Below are 16,852 nucleotides of genomic sequence, written 5' to 3'. Positions count from 1 at the left end.
GTCGTCAACGGTAGACCGTGAACGACCACGACCACGACCACGACCACGACCACGACCACGTAAACGTTCAGAGGCAGTAGAACGCGGCGCGAATCTTGGTTAACGCCTAGGCCCGGGTCCCACCACCCGTCATGGTCGCGTAGACGGATCGCACTACGAATGTAATTCAAATCACAACCACCAGCACGATCATCACTGAATCGAAACATCTCCTCGCGCAGCATCCGGGGCCCCCGGGGTCGGCCGTACTGGCCAGTTGCGATTTCATGGAGACGTGACATTCACAATGCACGTCCTGGCGTAATGTGAAAGTGGCCGCCGCTGTCTGCTTCGGCCATTTCTTGCAATCGTCTTCGAAGGCCAACAGGTGTCATCGTGCTAAAGTCATCCTTGTTCCCGCGCGCCCTCTCGCGCGCGGGGTATTCTCTCCTTCGGCGTGACCGCATTCGATGGGTGTCGGCCATGGCGCTCGTGACCGCCGGGGGCTGCGTCGGTTCGCAGGACCCCGGTGAGCTCGGGACCGCCGAGCTCGGGACTGCCGAGCTCGCCGCCTCCCTCCCGAGCGGGCGCGTGGTCATCAGCCAGGTGTACGGCGGCGGGGGCAACGCGGGGGCCGTCTACACGCACGATTTCGTCGAGCTGTTCAATCGGTCGGACAGCCCGGTGTCGCTCGCGGGGTGGTCCATCCAGTACGCGAGCGCCACGGGCACGGGCGCCCTCGGGGCCACGACGACGCAGCTCACGGAGCTGCCCGCGATCACCCTGCAGCCCGGCCAGTACTTCCTCGTCCAGGAGGCCGCGGGCTCGGGCAGCGGCGCGCCGCTCCCCGCCGCCGACCTCGTCGACGCGACCCCCATCAACATGAGCGGCTCGGCCGGCAAGGTCGCCCTCGTCCGGCAGGCCGCGGGCCTCGGCTGCAACGGCGGCACCGCGCCCTGCTCGGCGGCCCAGGAGGCGCTGATCGAGGATCTGGTCGGCTTCGGCGGGGCGAGCTACTTCGAGGGCACCGCGCCGGCGCCGGCGACCGCCAACGCGACGGCGTCGCTCCGGCAGGGCGCTGGCTGCCAGGACACGGGCAGCAACGTCGACGACCTCTCGACCGGGACGCCCACGCCCCGCAACACATCGACCGCGGCGCTCGCGTGCGGAGGCGACACCCCGCCGGCGGTCACCTCGACAGCGCCCAGCGACGGCGCGACCGGCGCCGACCCGGCCGCGAGCCTGAGCGTGACGTTCAGCGAGGCGGTCGTCGCGGCCAATGCCTTCGAGCTCTCCTGCGCGGGCAGCGCGCGCTCGATCGCGGTCAGCGGCGGCCCCCTCGCCTTCACGCTCACGCCGGCCGAGCCGCTCCCCCCGAGCACAGCGTGCCTCCTCGTCGTCCGGGCGAGCGGCGTGCAGGAGCAGGACCCGGGGAGCAACGGGACGATCGACCCCTTGCCCGCCGACGTGTCGGTCTCGTTCACAACGGCGCAGGCGGCGCAGGTGATCGCGATCCACGACATCCAGGGGCGCGCGCACCTGTCGCCCCATTCGGGCGCGGTCGTGAAGACGACGGGCCTCGTGGCGACCCTGCGCAGCAACGGCTTCACCGTGGAGTCGCCGGCGCCGGACGGCGATCCGGCCACCTCCGAGGGCCTGCTCGTCTTCACCGGAGCCGCGCCGTCGGTGAGGGTCGGCGACCTCGTCGAGCTCACCGGCGAGGTCACGGAGTACCGCGCCGGCTGCGCCGACCCGTGCACCGCCTCCCGCGGCAGCGCGTACCACAACCTGACCGTCACCGAGCTCTCCCGCCCGCAGATCACCGTCCTCGCGAGCGGCCAGGCGCTGCCGGCCCCGGTCTCGATCGGCTTCGCGCCCGGCGCGCGCCGTCCCCCGACACAGACCATCGAGGACGACGCCGGCGGCAGCGTCGAGGCCACGAACGGCTTCGACCCCGAGTCCGACGGCATCGATTTCTGGGAGAGCCTCGAGGGCATGCGGGTGAGCGTCAACGCCCCGGCCGTCGTGGGCCCCACCCGCGAGTTCCCGAGCTCCGGGACCGCGGAGATCGGGCTGGTCCCGGGCGACCGCGACGCGGCCACGGGCGACGCGGCCGGCCTGCGCAGCGCGCGCGGGGCCGTCGTCGTCAGCCCCGGCGACTTCAACCCGGAGCGCATCCTGCTCCAGGTGCCCCTGCGCGCCTCGGCGCCCGCGCTGGACGTGGGCGCCACGTTCGCCGGGCCCATCGTCGGCACGGTCGACTACAACTTCGCCAACTACAAGCTCCTGCCGGTCGACGAGGCGCTCCCCGCGGCGACCTCGACGCTCTCGCGCGAGGTCACGTCGCTCGGACCGCGGACCGCCGACGACCTCGACGTGGCCGCGTTCAACGTCGAGAACCTCGATCCGGGCGATCCGCAGGAGAAGTTCGATCGCCTCGCGCGGATCCTCGTCGACAACCTCGGCAGCCCCGACCTCGTCGCGCTCGAGGAGGTCCAGGACAACAGCGGACCGACCAACAATGGAGTGGTGGACGCCTCGACAACGTTCGCGCGGCTCATCGCCGCGATCGCGGCCGTGCCGGGCGGGCCCAGCACCTATCAATTCCGCAGCATCGATCCGACCGACGGCACCGACGGCGGGGAGCCCGGCGGCAACATCCGCGTGGGCTTCCTGTTCCGGACCGACCGCGGGCTCGAGTTCGTCGATCGCCCGGGCGCAGGCGCCCTGACGCCGAACGAGGTGCTCGGCGGCCCAGGCGGCGTGTCGCTGCGCTACAGCCCCGGCCGCATCGACCCGGGCAATCCGGCCTTCGCCAGCAGCCGCAAGCCGCTCGCAGGTGAGCTCCGCTGGAACGGCCAGCCGCTGTTCGTGGTGGCCAATCACTGGAACTCCAAGGGCGGCGACGAGCCGCTCTACGGGCGCTTCCAGCCCCCGACCCTCTCGAGCGAGGTCCAGCGGCGGCAGCAGGCCGCCGTGGTCGCCGGCTTCGTGCGGCAGATCCTCGACAGCGATCCTTCCGCCAACGTCGTGGTCCTGGGCGACCTGAACGACTTCCAGTTCTCGGCGCCGCTCGGCATCCTCAAGGACGCCGGGCTGACGACGCTCATCGAGACGCTCCCGCCGGAGGAGCGCTACACCTACGTGTTCGACGGCAATGGCCAGTCGCTCGACCACGTGCTGGTCAGCGCCAACCTGGCCGGGCCGAAGCTCGTGGGCTTCGACGTCGTCCATGTCAATGCGGAGTTCGCCGACCAGGCCAGCGACCACGACCCCGGCGTCGGGCGCTTCCGCATCGCGCCCGCGCCGGACATGGATGGCGACGGCGTCCCCGACGCGAGCGACAACTGCCCGGCTGCCCCCAACGCCGCCCAGGCGGACTCGGACGGCGACGGCCTCGGCAACGCCTGCGACCTCGAGTGCGTCAGCCTGCGGCGCGGCGCGTTCGGCGGCGTGCAGGACTCCTTCGTCGAGGGCCCCACGACGGGCTGGGCGTACGGCGCGTATCCCTACCTCATCACCAGCGCGAGCGCGGTCCAGCCGGCGACGGCGGTCCTGGCCTACGATCTGTCGTTCATCCCGGCAGGCTCCAGCGTGATCTCGGCGACGCTATCGCTGTCCTATGCCTGGAAGCCCGCGGGCAGCGTCGTGACCGTGCACAGCGTGAACGGCGCCTGGGAGGAATCGACGCTCCATGGGGGCGGGTTCAGCGGATACAGCCCGGCCGTCGAGGCCTCCCTCACCACGCTGGCGCAGACCGACGCGTTCGTCACCGCCGATCTGACGTCCCTCGTGCAGGGCTGGGTCGACGGCGCGCAGCCGAACCACGGTGTCGCGCTGGTCGACGGGAGCAACAGGACGGACTTCCGCGCGAGCGAGTATCCCGACGTCGCGCGCCGGCCGAAGCTCGATATCTGCTATCACGCAGCCGAGTAGCCCGCCGAAACGACGGCGCGTGCCCGCCCGATCGCTCTCGGTGACATCCCTCATCCGCCGCGCCGCCTGCGGCTCCCGCGCCGGCGCAGGAAGTCGATGAACACCGAGAGCTTGGGCGGCACGTGCGCCCGGCTCGGATAGTAAAGAAAATACCCCGGGAAGGGCGGGCAGAAGCCCTCGAGGACGCGCGCGAGGCGCTTGCCGTGGAGCTCGTCCCGCACCGTCGCCTCCAGGACGTAGGCGAGCCCGATGCCATCGACCGCCGCGCGGACCATGAGATCGGGATCGTTGCACACGAGAGGCCCGCTCACCGCGATATCGAAGTCCTTCCCGTCCTCGGTGAACTCCCACCTGTAGACGTTCCGGCTCGTGATCTGCCGGTAGTTGATGCACGCATGCGCGTGCAGGTCGCGCGGGTGCTTCGGCTTGCCGCGCGCCGAAAGATATGCCGGCGACCCCACGACGGCCATGCGCTGTTCCTCGCTGACGCGGACCGCGATCATCTCGCTGTCGAGCGTCTCGCCGAGGCGGATGCCCGCGTCGAACCCTTGCGCGACGATGTCCGCGAGCCCGTCCTCGATCGCCACGTCGACGCGGATCTCCGGGTAGGCCGCGAGGAACGCCGAGAGCGCCGGCTCGATCACCTGCCGGCACGCGATCCTCGGGACGTTCAGCCGCAGCGTCCCGGCGGGCCTTTCGCGCAGCTCGTCGAGCGCCTCGAACGAGGCGCGGACCTCCGCGAGCGCGGGCCGGAGCCGCTCGAGGAAGCGGGCGCCGGCCTCGGTCAGGCCCACGCTGCGCGTCGTGCGCTGGAGGAGCCGCACGCCGAGCCGCCGCTCGAGCCCCGTGATCGTCTGGCTCACCGCCGAGGGCGTCACGCGCAGCTCCGCCGCCGCCCGGGTGAAGCTGCGCTTCTCGGCCACGACGAGGAGCACCGACAGGCCCGCGAGGTCGTCCTGGATCATGAAGCGCAGCTTAACATCCCGTGCAGATTGACCCCGTTTTTCGGCGCAGCGCCGCGACGTAGGCTCCCCGTCGAAGGCAGAGGAGAGAGACCCATGAGCACTGCAAACAACGGTTCCAGGATCTGGTTCATCACCGGCGCGTCCTCGGGCTTCGGCCGCGCGATCGCCGAGGAGGCGCTCCGGCGTGGCGACTCGGTCGTGGCGGCGGCGCGCGGCGTCGACGCGCTCGCGGGCCTCGCGGCGGAGGCGCCGGGGCGCGTCGAGGTCGTGAAGCTGGACGTCACGAAGCCGGACGACATCCGCCGCGGCGTCGCGGCCGCGCTCGCGCGCTTCGGCCGGATCGACGTGCTCGTGAACAACGCGGGCTACAGCCTTGTCGGCGCGGTCGAGGAGACGAGCGAGGAGGAGCTCCGCGCCGCGATGGAGGCGATGTTCTTCGGCGCCGTGGCGCTCACCCGCGAGGTGCTTCCGCACATGCGCGGCCGCAGGAGCGGCGCGATCGTCCAGATCACGAGCATGGGCGGCCTGACGACGGGGCCCGGCTTCGGCGCCTACTGCGCCGCGAAGCACGCGCTCGAGGGGCTCTCGGAGTGCATGGCCGCCGAGCTCGCGCCGCTCGGCGTCCGCGTCCTCATCGTCGAGCCGGGCGCGTTCCGCACGCGCCTCTTCGGGGGCGCCTTCCGGTCCATGCCGGCGCTCGACGCCTACGCGCCCACCGTCGGCGCGACGCGCGCGTACGCGGCCGGGTCCGACGGATCGCAGCCGGGCGATCCGGCGAAGGCGGCGCGCGCGATCGTCGATGCGATAGGGCTCGACCCGCTACCGCTCCGCCTGCCGCTCGGCGCCGACGCGGTGAGCGGCATCCGCGCGAAGCTCGCCCGCGTCGCGGCCGACGTCGACCGCACCGAGGCGATCGCGCTCGACACCACGGTCGACGGCGGGGCGAGCGGCGCGGAAACCTCCTAGAACCCCAATCACGTTGTTCAAGCGAGGAATGAGTCGCCAGGTCGCCATAAGACGCCATACGACCAAATATCCTGGCGTCTTATGGCGCCTTGGCGGTTCGATCGAGGCCACTTACAGCAATGGTAAGCTGAATATCACCGTCTCGGACGCAGGGACGTCGATCCAGTTCTCGGTGACCACCGAGGCGGCCGCGGGTGGAGGTGGCGGGCCCACGCCGGCGATCTTCAGCGTCGGCGCGTCGGCGCCGGCCGGCGTGGCGACGATCGATGATGGCAGCGTCGGTGGCAGGACGAGGACATTCCCGCGCTGCATCGAGGCCGCCTCAGGCTTGTCCCTCGCCTCGGGGCCGGCGCGTCACTTCGCGCCAGCGCGCCGCAGCACCTCGGCGCGCTCGGCGTCGGTCGGCTCGCGCTGGCAGTCCTTCCCGGCGCCCTGCAGAACGTCGAGCTGGCGGACGAGATCCTGGGGATCCACGCTCAGGCACCCTTCCTCGAACTCGGAGCACTCGGCGACCGAGAGCGCGGTCCCGGCGACATAGCGGCAATCGGGATCCCCGGGTGGGTACCTCAGGAACGTGGAGGCATTCGTGAGGAGACACGCCGCGTCCGACGGCGTGTTCGCCTTCTTGCAGCGCGCGGCGGCGATGCGCGCCATCCGGTCCAGCTCGGCCGCAGGATACATGGGAACCCGGGGGCGAGCGGGCTCGGCGCTCGCGGCGCCGGCGGCCCGCGGGCCCGCCGCGGGCTGCGGCGCTCCAGAACACGCGCTCGCGAGGAGCGCGCACGCGCCGGCGAGGACGAGCAAGGACCCCCCAAGCATCATCAGGCGAGACGTACCATATCCGCCTCATCACCCGCAATCCGGCCATCCCGCGCTGGATGCTCGCTCGCCCAACCTGGGTCGGGTCGCCGCCCTTGCGGCGGCGGCGAGCGAGGAGGCAAGCTCCTCCTCGATGCTCCCGGACAGCGTGATCGACGGCCGCTTCGAGGTGAATGCGCTGGCCGGCGCCGGCGGGATGGGGACGGTCTACCGGGCCCACGACCGGTCGAGCGGCGCGACCGTGGCCCTCAAGCTGCTGCGCGAGGCCGACGCGCATTCGGCGGCGCGCTTCGTCCACGAGGCGCGCGTGCTCTCGGGCCTCGATCACCCGCACATCGTGCGTTACGTGACCCACGGGACGGCGCCGTCGGGGCAGCCGTACCTCGTGATGGAGTGGCTCGCGGGGGAGACGCTCTCGGAGCGCCTCCTGCGCGGCGCGCTGCGCCTCGAGGAGGCGCTCGCCGTCGTGCACGCGGCGGCCGAAGCGCTCGGGACGGCGCACGCGCGCGGCATCGTCCACCGCGACGTCAAGCCGAGCAACCTGTTCCTCGTGGATGGCTCGATCGAGCGCGTGAAGGTCCTCGATTTCGGGATCGCACGCCAGCATGTGACGGCGACGCGGCTGACGCAGACGGGCACCGTGCTCGGCACGCCCGGGTACATGGCGCCGGAGCAGGCGCGGGGGAGCTACGCGCAGCTCGACGCGCGCGCCGACGTCTTCTCGCTCGGCTGCGTGCTGTTCGAGTGCCTGACCGGGCTGCCGGCGTTCTACGGGCAGCACGTGATGGCGCTGCTCGCCAAGCTGCTGATGGAGGAGCCGCCGCGCCTGCGGGAGCTGCGGCCCGAGATGCCCGCCGAGCTCGACCACCTGGTGGCGCGGATGCTGGCCAAAGAGCCGGCGGCGCGGCCGGCCGACGGCGCGGCGGTGGCGCAGCTCCTCGACGGGATCAGGGAGGCGAGAGGCCACGCGGCCTCGGCGGATCGGAGCGTCGCGCCGATCACCGGCGACGAGAAGCGCCTCATCTCGGTCGTGGCGGTCCAGCCGACCAGCGAGCGCCCGAGCCCCTCGCAGGAGACCGTGCCGCTCAACGCGGTGTCCCTCGACGCGCTCGCACAGGTGCGGCTCGTCGCGACCCCGCTGGGCGCGTGGGTGGAGCAGCTCTGCGATGGAACGGTGGTGGCGACGGTGACCGGCGCCGGCAGCGCGACCGACGTGGCCTCGCTCGCGGCCCGCTGCGCGCTACGGATCCGCGCGACCCTGCCGGCGAACGCATGGAACGTCGCGCAGGTGACGGGCCGGGCCGAGGACACGGGGCGTATGCCGATCGGCGAGGTGCTGGAGCGGGCGGCCTCGCTGCTCGATGCGCGCACGTCGGTCGGCCGCGCGCTCGAGCGCGAGGAGCGCCACCAGGGCGTCCAGATCGACGCGGTCACGCTGGCATTGCTCGACGTGCGCTTCGATGTGTTGGAGCAGGGCGGCGCGCTCTGGCTGCTCGCCGAGCGCGAGGTCGGCGAGGAGGCGCGCAAGCTGCTCGGCAAGCCGAGCCCTTACGTGGGCCGCGACCGTGAGCTGCGCGGCCTCCTCCAGACCGTCGAGGGGAGCTTCGAGGATCGGCAGGCGGCGGTGGTGCTGGTGACGGCGGCGGCGGGGATGGGCAAGTCGCGCCTGCGCCACGAGCTCCTGGAGCTGCTGAAGCGGCGCTACCCCGCCATGGACCTCGGCGTGGGCCGCGGCGACTCCATCGGCGCGGGCTCGGCGTCCGCGATGCTGGCCGGGGCGCTGCGCAGCGCGCTCGGGATCACGGCGGGCGAGGCCGCCCCGGTGCGCCGCGAGAAGATCGAGCGAGCCGCGGGGCGCCTCCTCGCCGAGGCCGATCGCGCGCGGGTGGCGGCGTTCCTCGGAGAGCTGATCGGCGCGCCCTTCCCGGCCGAAGAGCTGCCGCTCCTGCGAGCGGCGCGGCAGAGCCCGGCGCTGATGGCAGAGCGGGTCGAGCAGGCGTACATCGATCATGCGCGCGCCGTGACGGACGCGCAGCCCATGCTGGTGGTGCTGGAGGATCTGCACTGGGGGGACGCGCCTTCGGTGCGGATCTTCGATCGGGCGCTGCGCGAGCTGAGCGATCGGCCGTACGTGGTCATCGCCTTCGCGCGGCCCGAGGTCCATGACCTCTTCCCCCGGCTCTGGATGGATCGGGGGCGCTCGGAGCTCCAGCTGCGCCCCCTGCCCGCCACGCGCTCCTGCGGGAGGGCGCCTATGCGATGCTCACCGACCGCGACAGGCGCCTCGGGCACAGGCTCGCTGCAGAATGGCTGCTCCAGGCCGGCGAACAGGATCCCATGGTGCTGGCCGAGCATTTCGAGCGCGGCGGGGAGACGGCGCGGGCGGCGGAGTTCTACCTGCAGGCGGCCGAGGAGGCACAGCGCGCGGCCGATGGGCCGGCGGTGCTCGCGCGCGCCCGGCGGGGTATCGCCTGCGAGCCCGCAGGGGAGGTGGTGGCCAAGCTCCATAACGTGCTGTCGGAGCAGCTCTTCCACATGGACGACCTGGCGCAGTCCTCCACGCACGCGCTCGCGGCGCTGGAGAGCTCGTCGCCCGGCAGCGATCAGCACCGAATAGCCATGGCGTTCGGGCTCCTCGTCGCGACCCATACGGAGGACCGGCAGGTCGCCCGCGACCTGGTCCAGCGCATGCCCCCCGCAGATCTCCCCCTCGATCGCTGGCAGGTGGCGGTGACCTTCACCACCTTCGCCTTCTACGCCCTGCTCCGGGAGGGGATGCCCGACCTGGCCCGGCGATACCTGCAGAGGATCGAGCAGGACGTGGCGCCGATCATGGGGGACGATCACACTGCCGGGGCCTCGGTCGCCGCGATGCGGGCGTGGTGGTGCGCCCACGCCGAGCGAGATGAGTGGGCAGCGCGCCAACAGTACCGCGCCGCGATAGATCACGTCGAGGGCCTCGGCGATCGCTTCGGCATGCGGATGATGCGAATGTACGCGGCCCTGGACGAGCTGATGCTCGGCGCTTTCGAGCTCGCCGGGCAGAGTGTCGACGCGTTGTTCGCGGAGGAGCACGCGCCGGCCTACATCCTGTTGACGGCGCTCTCGTTCCGGATCATGGGGCTGCTGGAGCAGCGGCGGGTCACGGACGCAGAGGAGCAAGCCGAATCGATGCTCCGGAGGGCCTCGGTCTCCAACAGTTTCGCGCACGTGGCGCAGGCGCGCCTCCTCCTGTCGGAATGCCGCCTGAAGCGAGGGGATCTCCTCGGGGCCGAGGAGGAAGTGCGCGCCGTCGGGGATACCGCCAGGCTGGTGCCCTTCCTTCAGTCCGTGCGCCTCTCGCTGCTTGCCGAGATCCGGCTCCGGCAGGGGCGGGCGGCGGAGGCCGTCGCGCTGGCCCGCGAGGCGTTCGCCCTGGAGCGGTCGACCGCGTGTTTCTTCGTGCTCCGGCAGGAGGTGGTCCCCGTGCTGCTGGCCGAGGCGCTCCACGAGAACGGCGAGGTCGAGGCGGCCCGCGAGGTCCTCCGCGAGGCGCGCGCCGAGCTGCTCGCCCGCGCCGACAAGATCGCGGATCCGGCCTACCGGAGGAGCTTCCTGGAGAACATCGCCGCGCACGCGCGTACGCTGGAGCTGGCGCGCGCGTGGCTCGACGCGTGAGCAGACGGCCGCGGCGCGCCGAGGTAGAACCAGTCACCGTGAGCAGGGAGAGAAACGTGGTCGCCGCGAAGCCCACCCGGAACGATGTGCAGGGCGCCCTGGAGCTCGCGGTGTTCGCCGGGGGCCGCGTGACGCGGCACCCGCTGCCGGCCGAGGGCCGGGTGTCGCTCGGCCGGTCGCCGGAGAACGACGTCCCGATCGACGACAGCTCCGTCTCGCGCCGGCACGCGATCATCCACCTCGGCCCGCCCATCGCGATCGAGGACCTCGGGAGCGCGAACGGGACCCGCCTCCGCCGCGAGCGCAGCGCCGGGCCGACGACCAAGCTCGTCGAGCTCCAGCCCGAGCAGGGCAAGACGGTGGAGCTCTCGGTCGGGGACGCGGTGAACCTCGGCTCGACGCTGATCGTGATCCTGCCGCGCGAGGGCGCCGCGAGCGCGGCGCCGGGCCAGGGGCAGGGCCAGCCCATCGTGCTCGACCCGGCCATGGAGCGGCTCTACGCGCTGGCCGAGCGCGTGGCCGGCGCGCCGATCACGGTGCTCTTGCTCGGCGAGACGGGCGCCGGCAAGGAGGTGCTGGCCGAGCACATCCACCGGCGCTCGCCGCGCGCGCAGGGGCCCTTCGTGCGGCTCAACTGCGCGGCGCTCTCGGAGTCGCTCCTCGAGAGCGAGCTGTTCGGCCACGAGCGGGGCGCGTTCACGAGCGCGGTCCAGGCGAAGCCGGGCCTCCTGGAGACGGCCGAGAAGGGCACGGTGCTGCTCGACGAGGTGGGCGAGCTGCCGCCCAGCATCCAGGTGAAGCTCCTGCGCGTGCTCGAGGAGCGGAAGGTGATGCGCGTCGGGGGGCTGAGCCCGCGGCCCATCGACGTGCGCTTCATCTCGGCGACGAACCGCGACCTGGCCGCCGAGGTGAAGCGGGGCGCTTTCCGGGAGGATCTGTTCTTCCGGCTGAACGGCATCGCGCTGACGATCCCGCCGCTCCGGGCGCGCATCTCCGAGATCGCGCCGCTCGCTCGTTCGCTCGCGGATCGGACCGCGAGCGCGCTCGGGCGCCCGGCGCCGGCGTTCGCCCGCGAGACGCTCGCCGCGCTGGAGGCGCACGGCTGGCCCGGCAACATCCGCGAGCTGCGCAACGTCATCGAGCGCGCGGTCGTGCTCTCCGGCGGGGACACGCTGCTCCCGGAGCACCTCCTGCTCGACGCCGCCGCCGCGCTGCCGCCCGTCGAGGCGCGCCCCACGGCGGCGCCTGCCGAGCCGCGCCCCGCGGCGGCGCCCGAGGCCGCCGCGCCGGCCGGCACGGTCCCTCCGGCCGAGGGCGGGGGCGGCCTGCGGGGCGAGCTCGACGCGATCGAGCGGAAGCGGATCGTCGACGCGCTGGAGCAGTGCGCGGGGAACCAGACGCAGGCCGCGGCGCTCCTGGGCATGCCCCGCCGCACCTTCGTGGCCCGGCTGAGCGCCTACGGCATCCCGCGGCCGCGCAAGGGCAAGGGCACGCGCTGACGCGCGCCGGGGACGCAGGGCCTCACTTCGCGCCGAGGAGCTTCAGCAGCTCTGCCCGCTCGGAGTCGGTCGGCTCGCGATTGCAGTCCTTGCCGGCGGTCTGCAGGGCCGCGATCTGGTGGTCGAGATCCTTCGCGTCCACGCTCTGGCAGCCCTCCTCGAAATCGGAGCACTCGGCGACGGACAGCGCGGTCCCCGACACGTAACGGCAATCCGGATCCTCGGGCCGATATTTGAGGAATGGTGTGGCCTCGGTGAGGAGACAGCCCGAGTCCGAGGGCGCATTCGCCTTCTTGCAACGCGCGGACGCGACGCGAGCCACCCTGCGCAGCTCTTCCACCGGATAGCGGCGGCTCCGGGGACCGGCAGGGCCCGCCGCGGCGGCGTCGTCGGCCGGGGCCGCCGGCTGAGCGACGGTCACCCCCGGGGCACCACCCCCCAGGCTCTGCGGCGTCGAGGACGAGGGCGGCGAAGAGGAGGCGCACCCACAGGCGAGAAGCGCGGCAACTGTGATGAGATGAATTCCCCCAACCTTCATGGGCGACACATATCACACCTTACCCCGCCCCTTCAATGGAGAGCGCACCTCCGAGCGCCGATCCCAGGCATCGAGCTTGAACGAACATTTACAGCAACGGCACCCCGGCCAGAATTACAGCAACAGCACCCCTTCGGAAGAGGAGGTGAGGTCCACGCTCGGGAAGGCTGTCGAGGATGGGCCGCGCGCCGTTCGCGCAAGCGCCGCTCGCGCAGGTCTTGCTCAAGTCGAGCGAGGGTGACTCGACCTGCCGCGCCGGGACGCGACAGCGCCTCGGATCCGGCCTCATTCCTCGTTTCCTCGCGGTGGCACGACGCCTGCTGAAGGGCCAAGCGCCGCGCGCAGCGCCGCTATCTCGGCAGGAGAGCGCGCAGGCACACCTCGAAGGGAGCTCTATCATGATGCGTGCACTGTTTGCTTCGTTGTCCTTCTCGTTGCTCGCTGGTTGCGCCGTGACGCCCGCTGGAGAGTCGGCCGCAGAGGATCTCGTCCAGGAGGACGTGGACATCGACGCTGCGGAGGGAGAGGTGGACGGCGCCGCGCTCGCCCTCTCCTCGGCGGTGACGTTTCAGGCAGAGACGCCGTTCTACATCCCGCCGCGCGTCGGCGGCGATGCCGACTTCGGCGGGCACGGGCCGCGCACCTCTCTGGAAGTGGAGCTCCACGTCTTCAATGGCAACGAGGTCTGGGCCTCCGTCCATATCGACGCCATCGAGACGAAGAGCGACTGGACGCGCGCCGAGGGGACCGGCTGGTTCCACCTCTACACCGCGCCCCGGGAGATCACCGGGATCCTCAGCCCCACGTACTTCGAGCACGAGTACCTCGACACGAACCACAACCACGACCTCTTCTCGTTCTCGACCGGCAACCTCGTCTCGCTGCTCGACTATGTCGGCGACACGAAGGGCAACGAGGCGGGGACCAGGACCGGCGTCCAGGTCTTCTTCCAGCCCATCACCGTGAGCCTCCTGTGAACCCCCGGCGCGAGCGCGCGCCCGGCGAGGTCCGCCCCGCCGGATGTCGCGCTCGCGCCGGACGAGCCGGCGAACATTCCGAGGTTCCACACGAGACGAGGAGTTCATCAAGCCATGAGCACTGGATCAATCACGAGCGAGCTGGGTGTCACGCGGGGAGACCTCCTGCCCAAGGGGACGGATCAGCCGTACAAAACGCAGATTCCCATCGACTCGAAGCTCCGCTTCAGCGAGACGAGTACCGGGAACCCGCTCCTCCAAGTGGCCGTGGCGGGCTTGACGCCCCCCGGCGGGTACACTGCGAAGACCGAGTACTGGTCGAGGCTCGCCCCCTTCAAGTCGAGGGCGATCACCCTGGTCTCGTCCGGGTTCACGCACCCCCGGGGGACGGCGGAGTACGCCGAGGAGTTCCGGAAATGGCTCGTCGGGGGCAGCGTCCTCTCGACGGGCCAGGAGGCGTCGGAGCAGCAGTGGACTCAGGGCATCTACCTGCCGACCTCTCCGGCCAGCGCGCTCTACTGGGCCGTCGATCCAGACGGGCCGATCGGGCGCCGGATCGGCCTCCTCGTGGAGCTCGGCAGCGCCGGCGAGCTGCGCAACGCGATCTGGTACAAGATGGAGCGACCCCAGAAGGGCCTCGTCTTCCAGGAGATCCCGAGCAAGCTGACCTTCACGCAGGTGTTCGTGGGGGATACGCCGTCGATCGATCCGCGCGACATCGACCCTCAGAGCGCCTGGTACTACTACCATGGCGTGATGAGGCCCGCGTGAGCGGCCAGCGCGCTTGACGCCTCGACCGGGGGCGCCGCCTTGCGCGCGCCCGGGCAGGCCGCCAGCGCACGGAGCCAGCGCACGGAGGCGGAGCGCTGTGAGCCGCTCACCCCGGCGCCGGGCGCGCCAGCCGGAACCCGATCCCGCCGAAGCGATCCCCGGGCTTGCCCGCGAAGCGCCCCGCCGCGCGGCAGAGGTTCGGCGACGTCGACCACGCGCCGCCCCGCGCCGCGCGGAAATCCGCGTCGCCGTCGTCGGCCGGATCGAGCAGCACGATGCCCGCTTCGGTCCGCGCCCCCTCGCGCTTCCACGCGTTGATGCACCAGTCGCGCACGTTGCCCGCCGCGCCGCGAAGGCCATAAGGGCTCTCATCCTGCGGGAAGTCGTCGACGGGCCGCCGGCCGGCGACGCCCTCGTGGCTGCCCAGCATGCAACCCCAGGTCGGCTCCAGGAAATCACCCCAGGGCATGCACCGGCCGTCGACGCCCCGCGCCGCCTTCTCCCATTCGAGCTCGTTCAGGAGGCGCCACGGCGCGCCGGTCCCGGCGGCGTACCAAGCCGCATAACGCATCGCCGCCCGCCAGTGGACGAACGCGACGGGCATCCTCGGCTCCTCCTGGACGTCGGTCTGGATGCACCCGAGCCGAAAGCGGCCGTCGTCTCCCCGCTCGAACCGGAGCGAGTCCGGGCTCGATCCCGAGGCGGCGCGGCCGAGCGGGAGGCGCGGGCAGCACTCGAGGGCCTCGGCTTCCCGCCCGCTCGCGACGAGCGCGTTGAGGAAGGTGAGGTACTCGGCGTTGGTGACCGGGTGCCTCCGGACGATGAAGCCGTCGCACCAGAGCCGCGTCCGCGGGAGGCTGTCCCCCGCGTCCGGATCGCCGCCGGCGAGGAACCAGCCGGCGGGCACGTAGAGGTCGTCCTCGCCGAGCTCGCCGAGGCGAAGGAGGCGGACCGGGTGGGCCCCTTCCCGGCCTGGCCGGACGCCGTCCCAGCGCCGCCCGCGCTCGATGAGCACGGGATACCACGCCTCGTGGTGCCCCGGCGCGCGCACCTCGAGGAGGTAGCTGCCGCGCGGGAGCGCCACCTCGATCAGGGGCGTGGGGCCGAGCTCGCGCGCGAGCTCGGGCACGAGCCTGCGGTCGCGCTCGACGTAGCGGTGGAGGGAGACCTGCGCCCCCTCGGGCGCGGTCGCCAGCGTGAGCGCCCCGTCGCCGGCGAGCAGCACCGCATGGCGCCCGCGGTCGTGCTGCCGGAGGAGCGCCTCGGCGCGCGCCGCGCCCCGCGGATCCCGCGCCTCCTCGGCCTCGAGGAGCTCCTCGGCGTAGTGGTCGGCCAGCGCCTCGTGCGCCTCGCGGAGGTCCGGCGCCTCGTTCAGCGCCGAGCGGAGGATCTGCATCCACTCGACCTGGCCGAGCGACGCCTCCCGCTCCAGGCGCTCCGCCTCGTCCTCGAGCCGCCACCCGCGCGCCTTCTGCTCGGCCGGATCGAACGAGCTCAGGCCGTCGAGGATCGCCCGCGCCTCGTCGCGCAGCCCGCGAGCGCGCGCCCGGGTCGCCTCGATCTCCGGCCGGATCGCGCGGGCATGGTCCACGATCGCGAGCGCGCGCTCGCGCCGCCGCGCGCCGTCGAGCCAGCTCCGGAGCTCGGCGGCGAGCGCGCCCGCGTCCGGGGTGCGAGCCTCCGGGGCGAGCGCCATCGCGCGGGCGCAGAGGGCCGCGAGCTCCGCGGGCACCTCGTGGGGGGCGCTCGCCTCGACCGGCCTGAGCGCGCCGGTGAGGAGCGCGCCCCAGACCGCCGCGGGCTGGCCGCCGTAAGGGTGGCGCCCGGCGAGGATCTCGTAGAGCACGACGCCGAGCGCGTAGACGTCGCTCGCCGCGCCGAGGCGATCGCCCTCGCCGCGCGCCTGCTCCGGGGCCATGTAGAGCAGCGTGCCCAGCACCTCCCCGGGCTGCGTGAGCGGGGCCGCCTCGATCACGTCCGCCGCGCCCGCGGCGCCGGGCGACCCGCGCAGCGGCGCGGCGGGCCGCGCGAGGCCCCAGTCCATCACCAGGACCTCGCCGAACTCGCCGATCATCACGTTGGCGGGCTTGAGGTCGCGGTGCATCACGCCGCGGCTGTGCGCGTACGCCACGGCCTCGCAGACGCGGAGGAACGTGTCGACGGCCCGCCGCAGCGCGACGGGCGAGAGGCTCCCGCCGCCGGCCGCGTACGCCTCGGCGATCACCTCGCCGAACGTGCGCCCGCGGACCTCCTTCATCGTGAACCACAGCCGCCCGTCGGCGAGCTCGCCGCACTCGTGCACCGGCACGATCCCCGGGTGCTGGAGCGCCGCGGTCAGGCGCGCCTCGGCGAGGAAGCGGGCGCGATCGGGCGTCGCGTCGCGCGTCTCGGACGACTGGATCTTCATCGCGAGCACGCGCCCCAGGATGCGATCGCGCACGCGGCGCACCTCGCCCATGCCCCCGCGCCCGATGCAGCCGAGATCCTCGTAGCGCTCCTCCGCGGACAGGCGCTCCGGGGCCGTGACGGAGATGGGCGGAAGCTCGGGCGCCGCGGCGCCCGGGGTCTCGCGCAGCCTGAACGTGACGTCCGACGCGGCGCCGGCCGGCGGCGCGCTGCCCGACTCGGTCGAGGCGGGCGCGCTGCCTGCGGGCTGCGTCAGCGCCATCCGCTCGCGCTCGCTGAGGCTCATGCGTCGTCCACTCCGCGGATCGCGCCGGGGAGCTCCCCAGGGCCGAGGTCCGC

The 16,852-nt window shown here is 72.6% G+C and carries 11 protein-coding genes; 6 read left to right on the top strand and 5 right to left on the bottom strand.

Features of this window, described 5'->3' with window-relative positions; genetic code table 11:
* Positions 1-462 precede the first annotated feature (462 nt).
* Positions 463-3,915: a DNRLRE domain-containing protein gene (locus tag WMF14_RS03875; RefSeq protein ID WP_437798826.1), complete on the top strand. Its 3,453-nt coding sequence runs from the start codon at positions 463-465 to the stop codon at positions 3,913-3,915.
* A 50-nt stretch (positions 3,916-3,965) separates the two neighbouring features.
* On the opposite strand, the gene WMF14_RS03870 is transcribed toward WMF14_RS03875, so the two are convergent.
* Entirely contained in the window at positions 3,966-4,880 is a 915-nt protein-coding gene (locus WMF14_RS03870) for a LysR family transcriptional regulator (RefSeq protein ID WP_276596882.1), read from the bottom strand.
* Between the two features lie 93 nt (positions 4,881-4,973).
* Here WMF14_RS03870 and WMF14_RS03865 point away from each other — a divergent pair, with 93 nt between their 5' ends.
* A complete protein-coding gene (locus WMF14_RS03865) occupies positions 4,974-5,846 on the top strand; it encodes an oxidoreductase (RefSeq protein WP_437798824.1) in 873 nt (290 codons plus the stop codon).
* A 111-nt stretch (positions 5,847-5,957) separates the two neighbouring features.
* Here the strand turns inward: WMF14_RS03865 and WMF14_RS03860 are convergent, their stop codons facing one another.
* Together WMF14_RS03860 and WMF14_RS03855 are read right to left on the bottom strand one after the other, a co-directional pair.
* Positions 5,958-6,158, bottom strand: coding sequence for a hypothetical protein (locus WMF14_RS03860; protein WP_437798823.1), 201 nt, complete (start codon positions 6,156-6,158; stop codon positions 5,958-5,960).
* A 42-nt stretch (positions 6,159-6,200) separates the two neighbouring features.
* Positions 6,201-6,668 (bottom strand): hypothetical protein, encoded by a 468-nt coding sequence (locus tag WMF14_RS03855; RefSeq protein WP_437798822.1) that lies wholly within the window; start codon positions 6,666-6,668, stop codon positions 6,201-6,203.
* Positions 6,669-6,798: 130 nt separating this feature from the next.
* On the opposite strand from WMF14_RS03855, the gene WMF14_RS03850 reads away from it, so the two are divergent.
* Positions 6,799-9,282, top strand: coding sequence for a protein kinase domain-containing protein (locus WMF14_RS03850; protein WP_437798820.1), 2,484 nt, complete (start codon positions 6,799-6,801; stop codon positions 9,280-9,282).
* Between the two features lie 1,078 nt (positions 9,283-10,360).
* Positions 10,361-11,821, top strand: a complete 1,461-nt coding sequence (locus WMF14_RS03845; protein ID WP_437798819.1) for a sigma 54-interacting transcriptional regulator — start codon at positions 10,361-10,363, stop codon at positions 11,819-11,821.
* A 22-nt stretch (positions 11,822-11,843) separates the two neighbouring features.
* On the opposite strand, the gene WMF14_RS03840 is transcribed toward WMF14_RS03845, so the two are convergent.
* Positions 11,844-12,242 carry a hypothetical protein gene (locus WMF14_RS03840; protein ID WP_437798818.1) on the bottom strand — a complete coding sequence of 133 codons (399 nt, stop codon included), beginning with the start codon at positions 12,240-12,242 and terminating at the stop codon, positions 11,844-11,846.
* Between the two features lie 569 nt (positions 12,243-12,811).
* Here WMF14_RS03840 and WMF14_RS03835 point away from each other — a divergent pair.
* Both WMF14_RS03835 and WMF14_RS03830 read left to right on the top strand, forming a co-directional pair.
* Complete coding sequence (locus WMF14_RS03835; RefSeq protein WP_437798817.1) at positions 12,812-13,336, top strand: hypothetical protein; 525 nt, start codon at positions 12,812-12,814, stop codon at positions 13,334-13,336.
* Positions 13,337-13,450: 114 nt separating this feature from the next.
* Positions 13,451-14,107: a hypothetical protein gene (locus WMF14_RS03830; protein ID WP_437798816.1), complete on the top strand. Its 657-nt coding sequence runs from the start codon at positions 13,451-13,453 to the stop codon at positions 14,105-14,107.
* Positions 14,108-14,213: 106 nt separating this feature from the next.
* Here the strand turns inward: WMF14_RS03830 and WMF14_RS03825 are convergent, their stop codons facing one another.
* Positions 14,214-16,799, bottom strand: a complete 2,586-nt coding sequence (locus WMF14_RS03825; RefSeq protein ID WP_437798814.1) for an SUMF1/EgtB/PvdO family nonheme iron enzyme — start codon at positions 16,797-16,799, stop codon at positions 14,214-14,216.
* Positions 16,800-16,852 lie beyond the last annotated feature (53 nt).

Origin of the sequence: Sorangium sp. So ce693 (genome assembly GCF_051521375.1) — a bacterium.
Classification (GTDB): domain Bacteria; phylum Myxococcota_A; class Polyangia; order Polyangiales; family Polyangiaceae; genus Sorangium; species Sorangium atrum.
This window is presented reverse-complemented; position numbering and strand designations above follow the sequence as displayed.

What these genes read in the sequence shown, in the direction of transcription:
- WMF14_RS03875 (WP_437798826.1), top strand. Translation starts at nt 463, where the DNA reads ATGGCGCTCGTGACCGCCGGGGGCTGCGTCGGTTCGCAGGACCCCGGT.
- WMF14_RS03870 (WP_276596882.1), bottom strand. Translation starts at nt 4,880, where the DNA reads ATGATCCAGGACGACCTCGCGGGCCTGTCGGTGCTCCTCGTCGTGGCC.
- WMF14_RS03865 (WP_437798824.1), top strand. Translation starts at nt 4,974, where the DNA reads ATGAGCACTGCAAACAACGGTTCCAGGATCTGGTTCATCACCGGCGCG.
- WMF14_RS03860 (WP_437798823.1), bottom strand. Translation starts at nt 6,158, where the DNA reads ATGCAGCGCGGGAATGTCCTCGTCCTGCCACCGACGCTGCCATCATCG.
- WMF14_RS03855 (WP_437798822.1), bottom strand. Translation starts at nt 6,668, where the DNA reads ATGATGCTTGGGGGGTCCTTGCTCGTCCTCGCCGGCGCGTGCGCGCTC.
- WMF14_RS03850 (WP_437798820.1), top strand. Translation starts at nt 6,799, where the DNA reads ATGCTCCCGGACAGCGTGATCGACGGCCGCTTCGAGGTGAATGCGCTG.
- WMF14_RS03830 (WP_437798816.1), top strand. Translation starts at nt 13,451, where the DNA reads ATGAGCACTGGATCAATCACGAGCGAGCTGGGTGTCACGCGGGGAGAC.
- WMF14_RS03825 (WP_437798814.1), bottom strand. Translation starts at nt 16,799, where the DNA reads ATGAGCCTCAGCGAGCGCGAGCGGATGGCGCTGACGCAGCCCGCAGGC.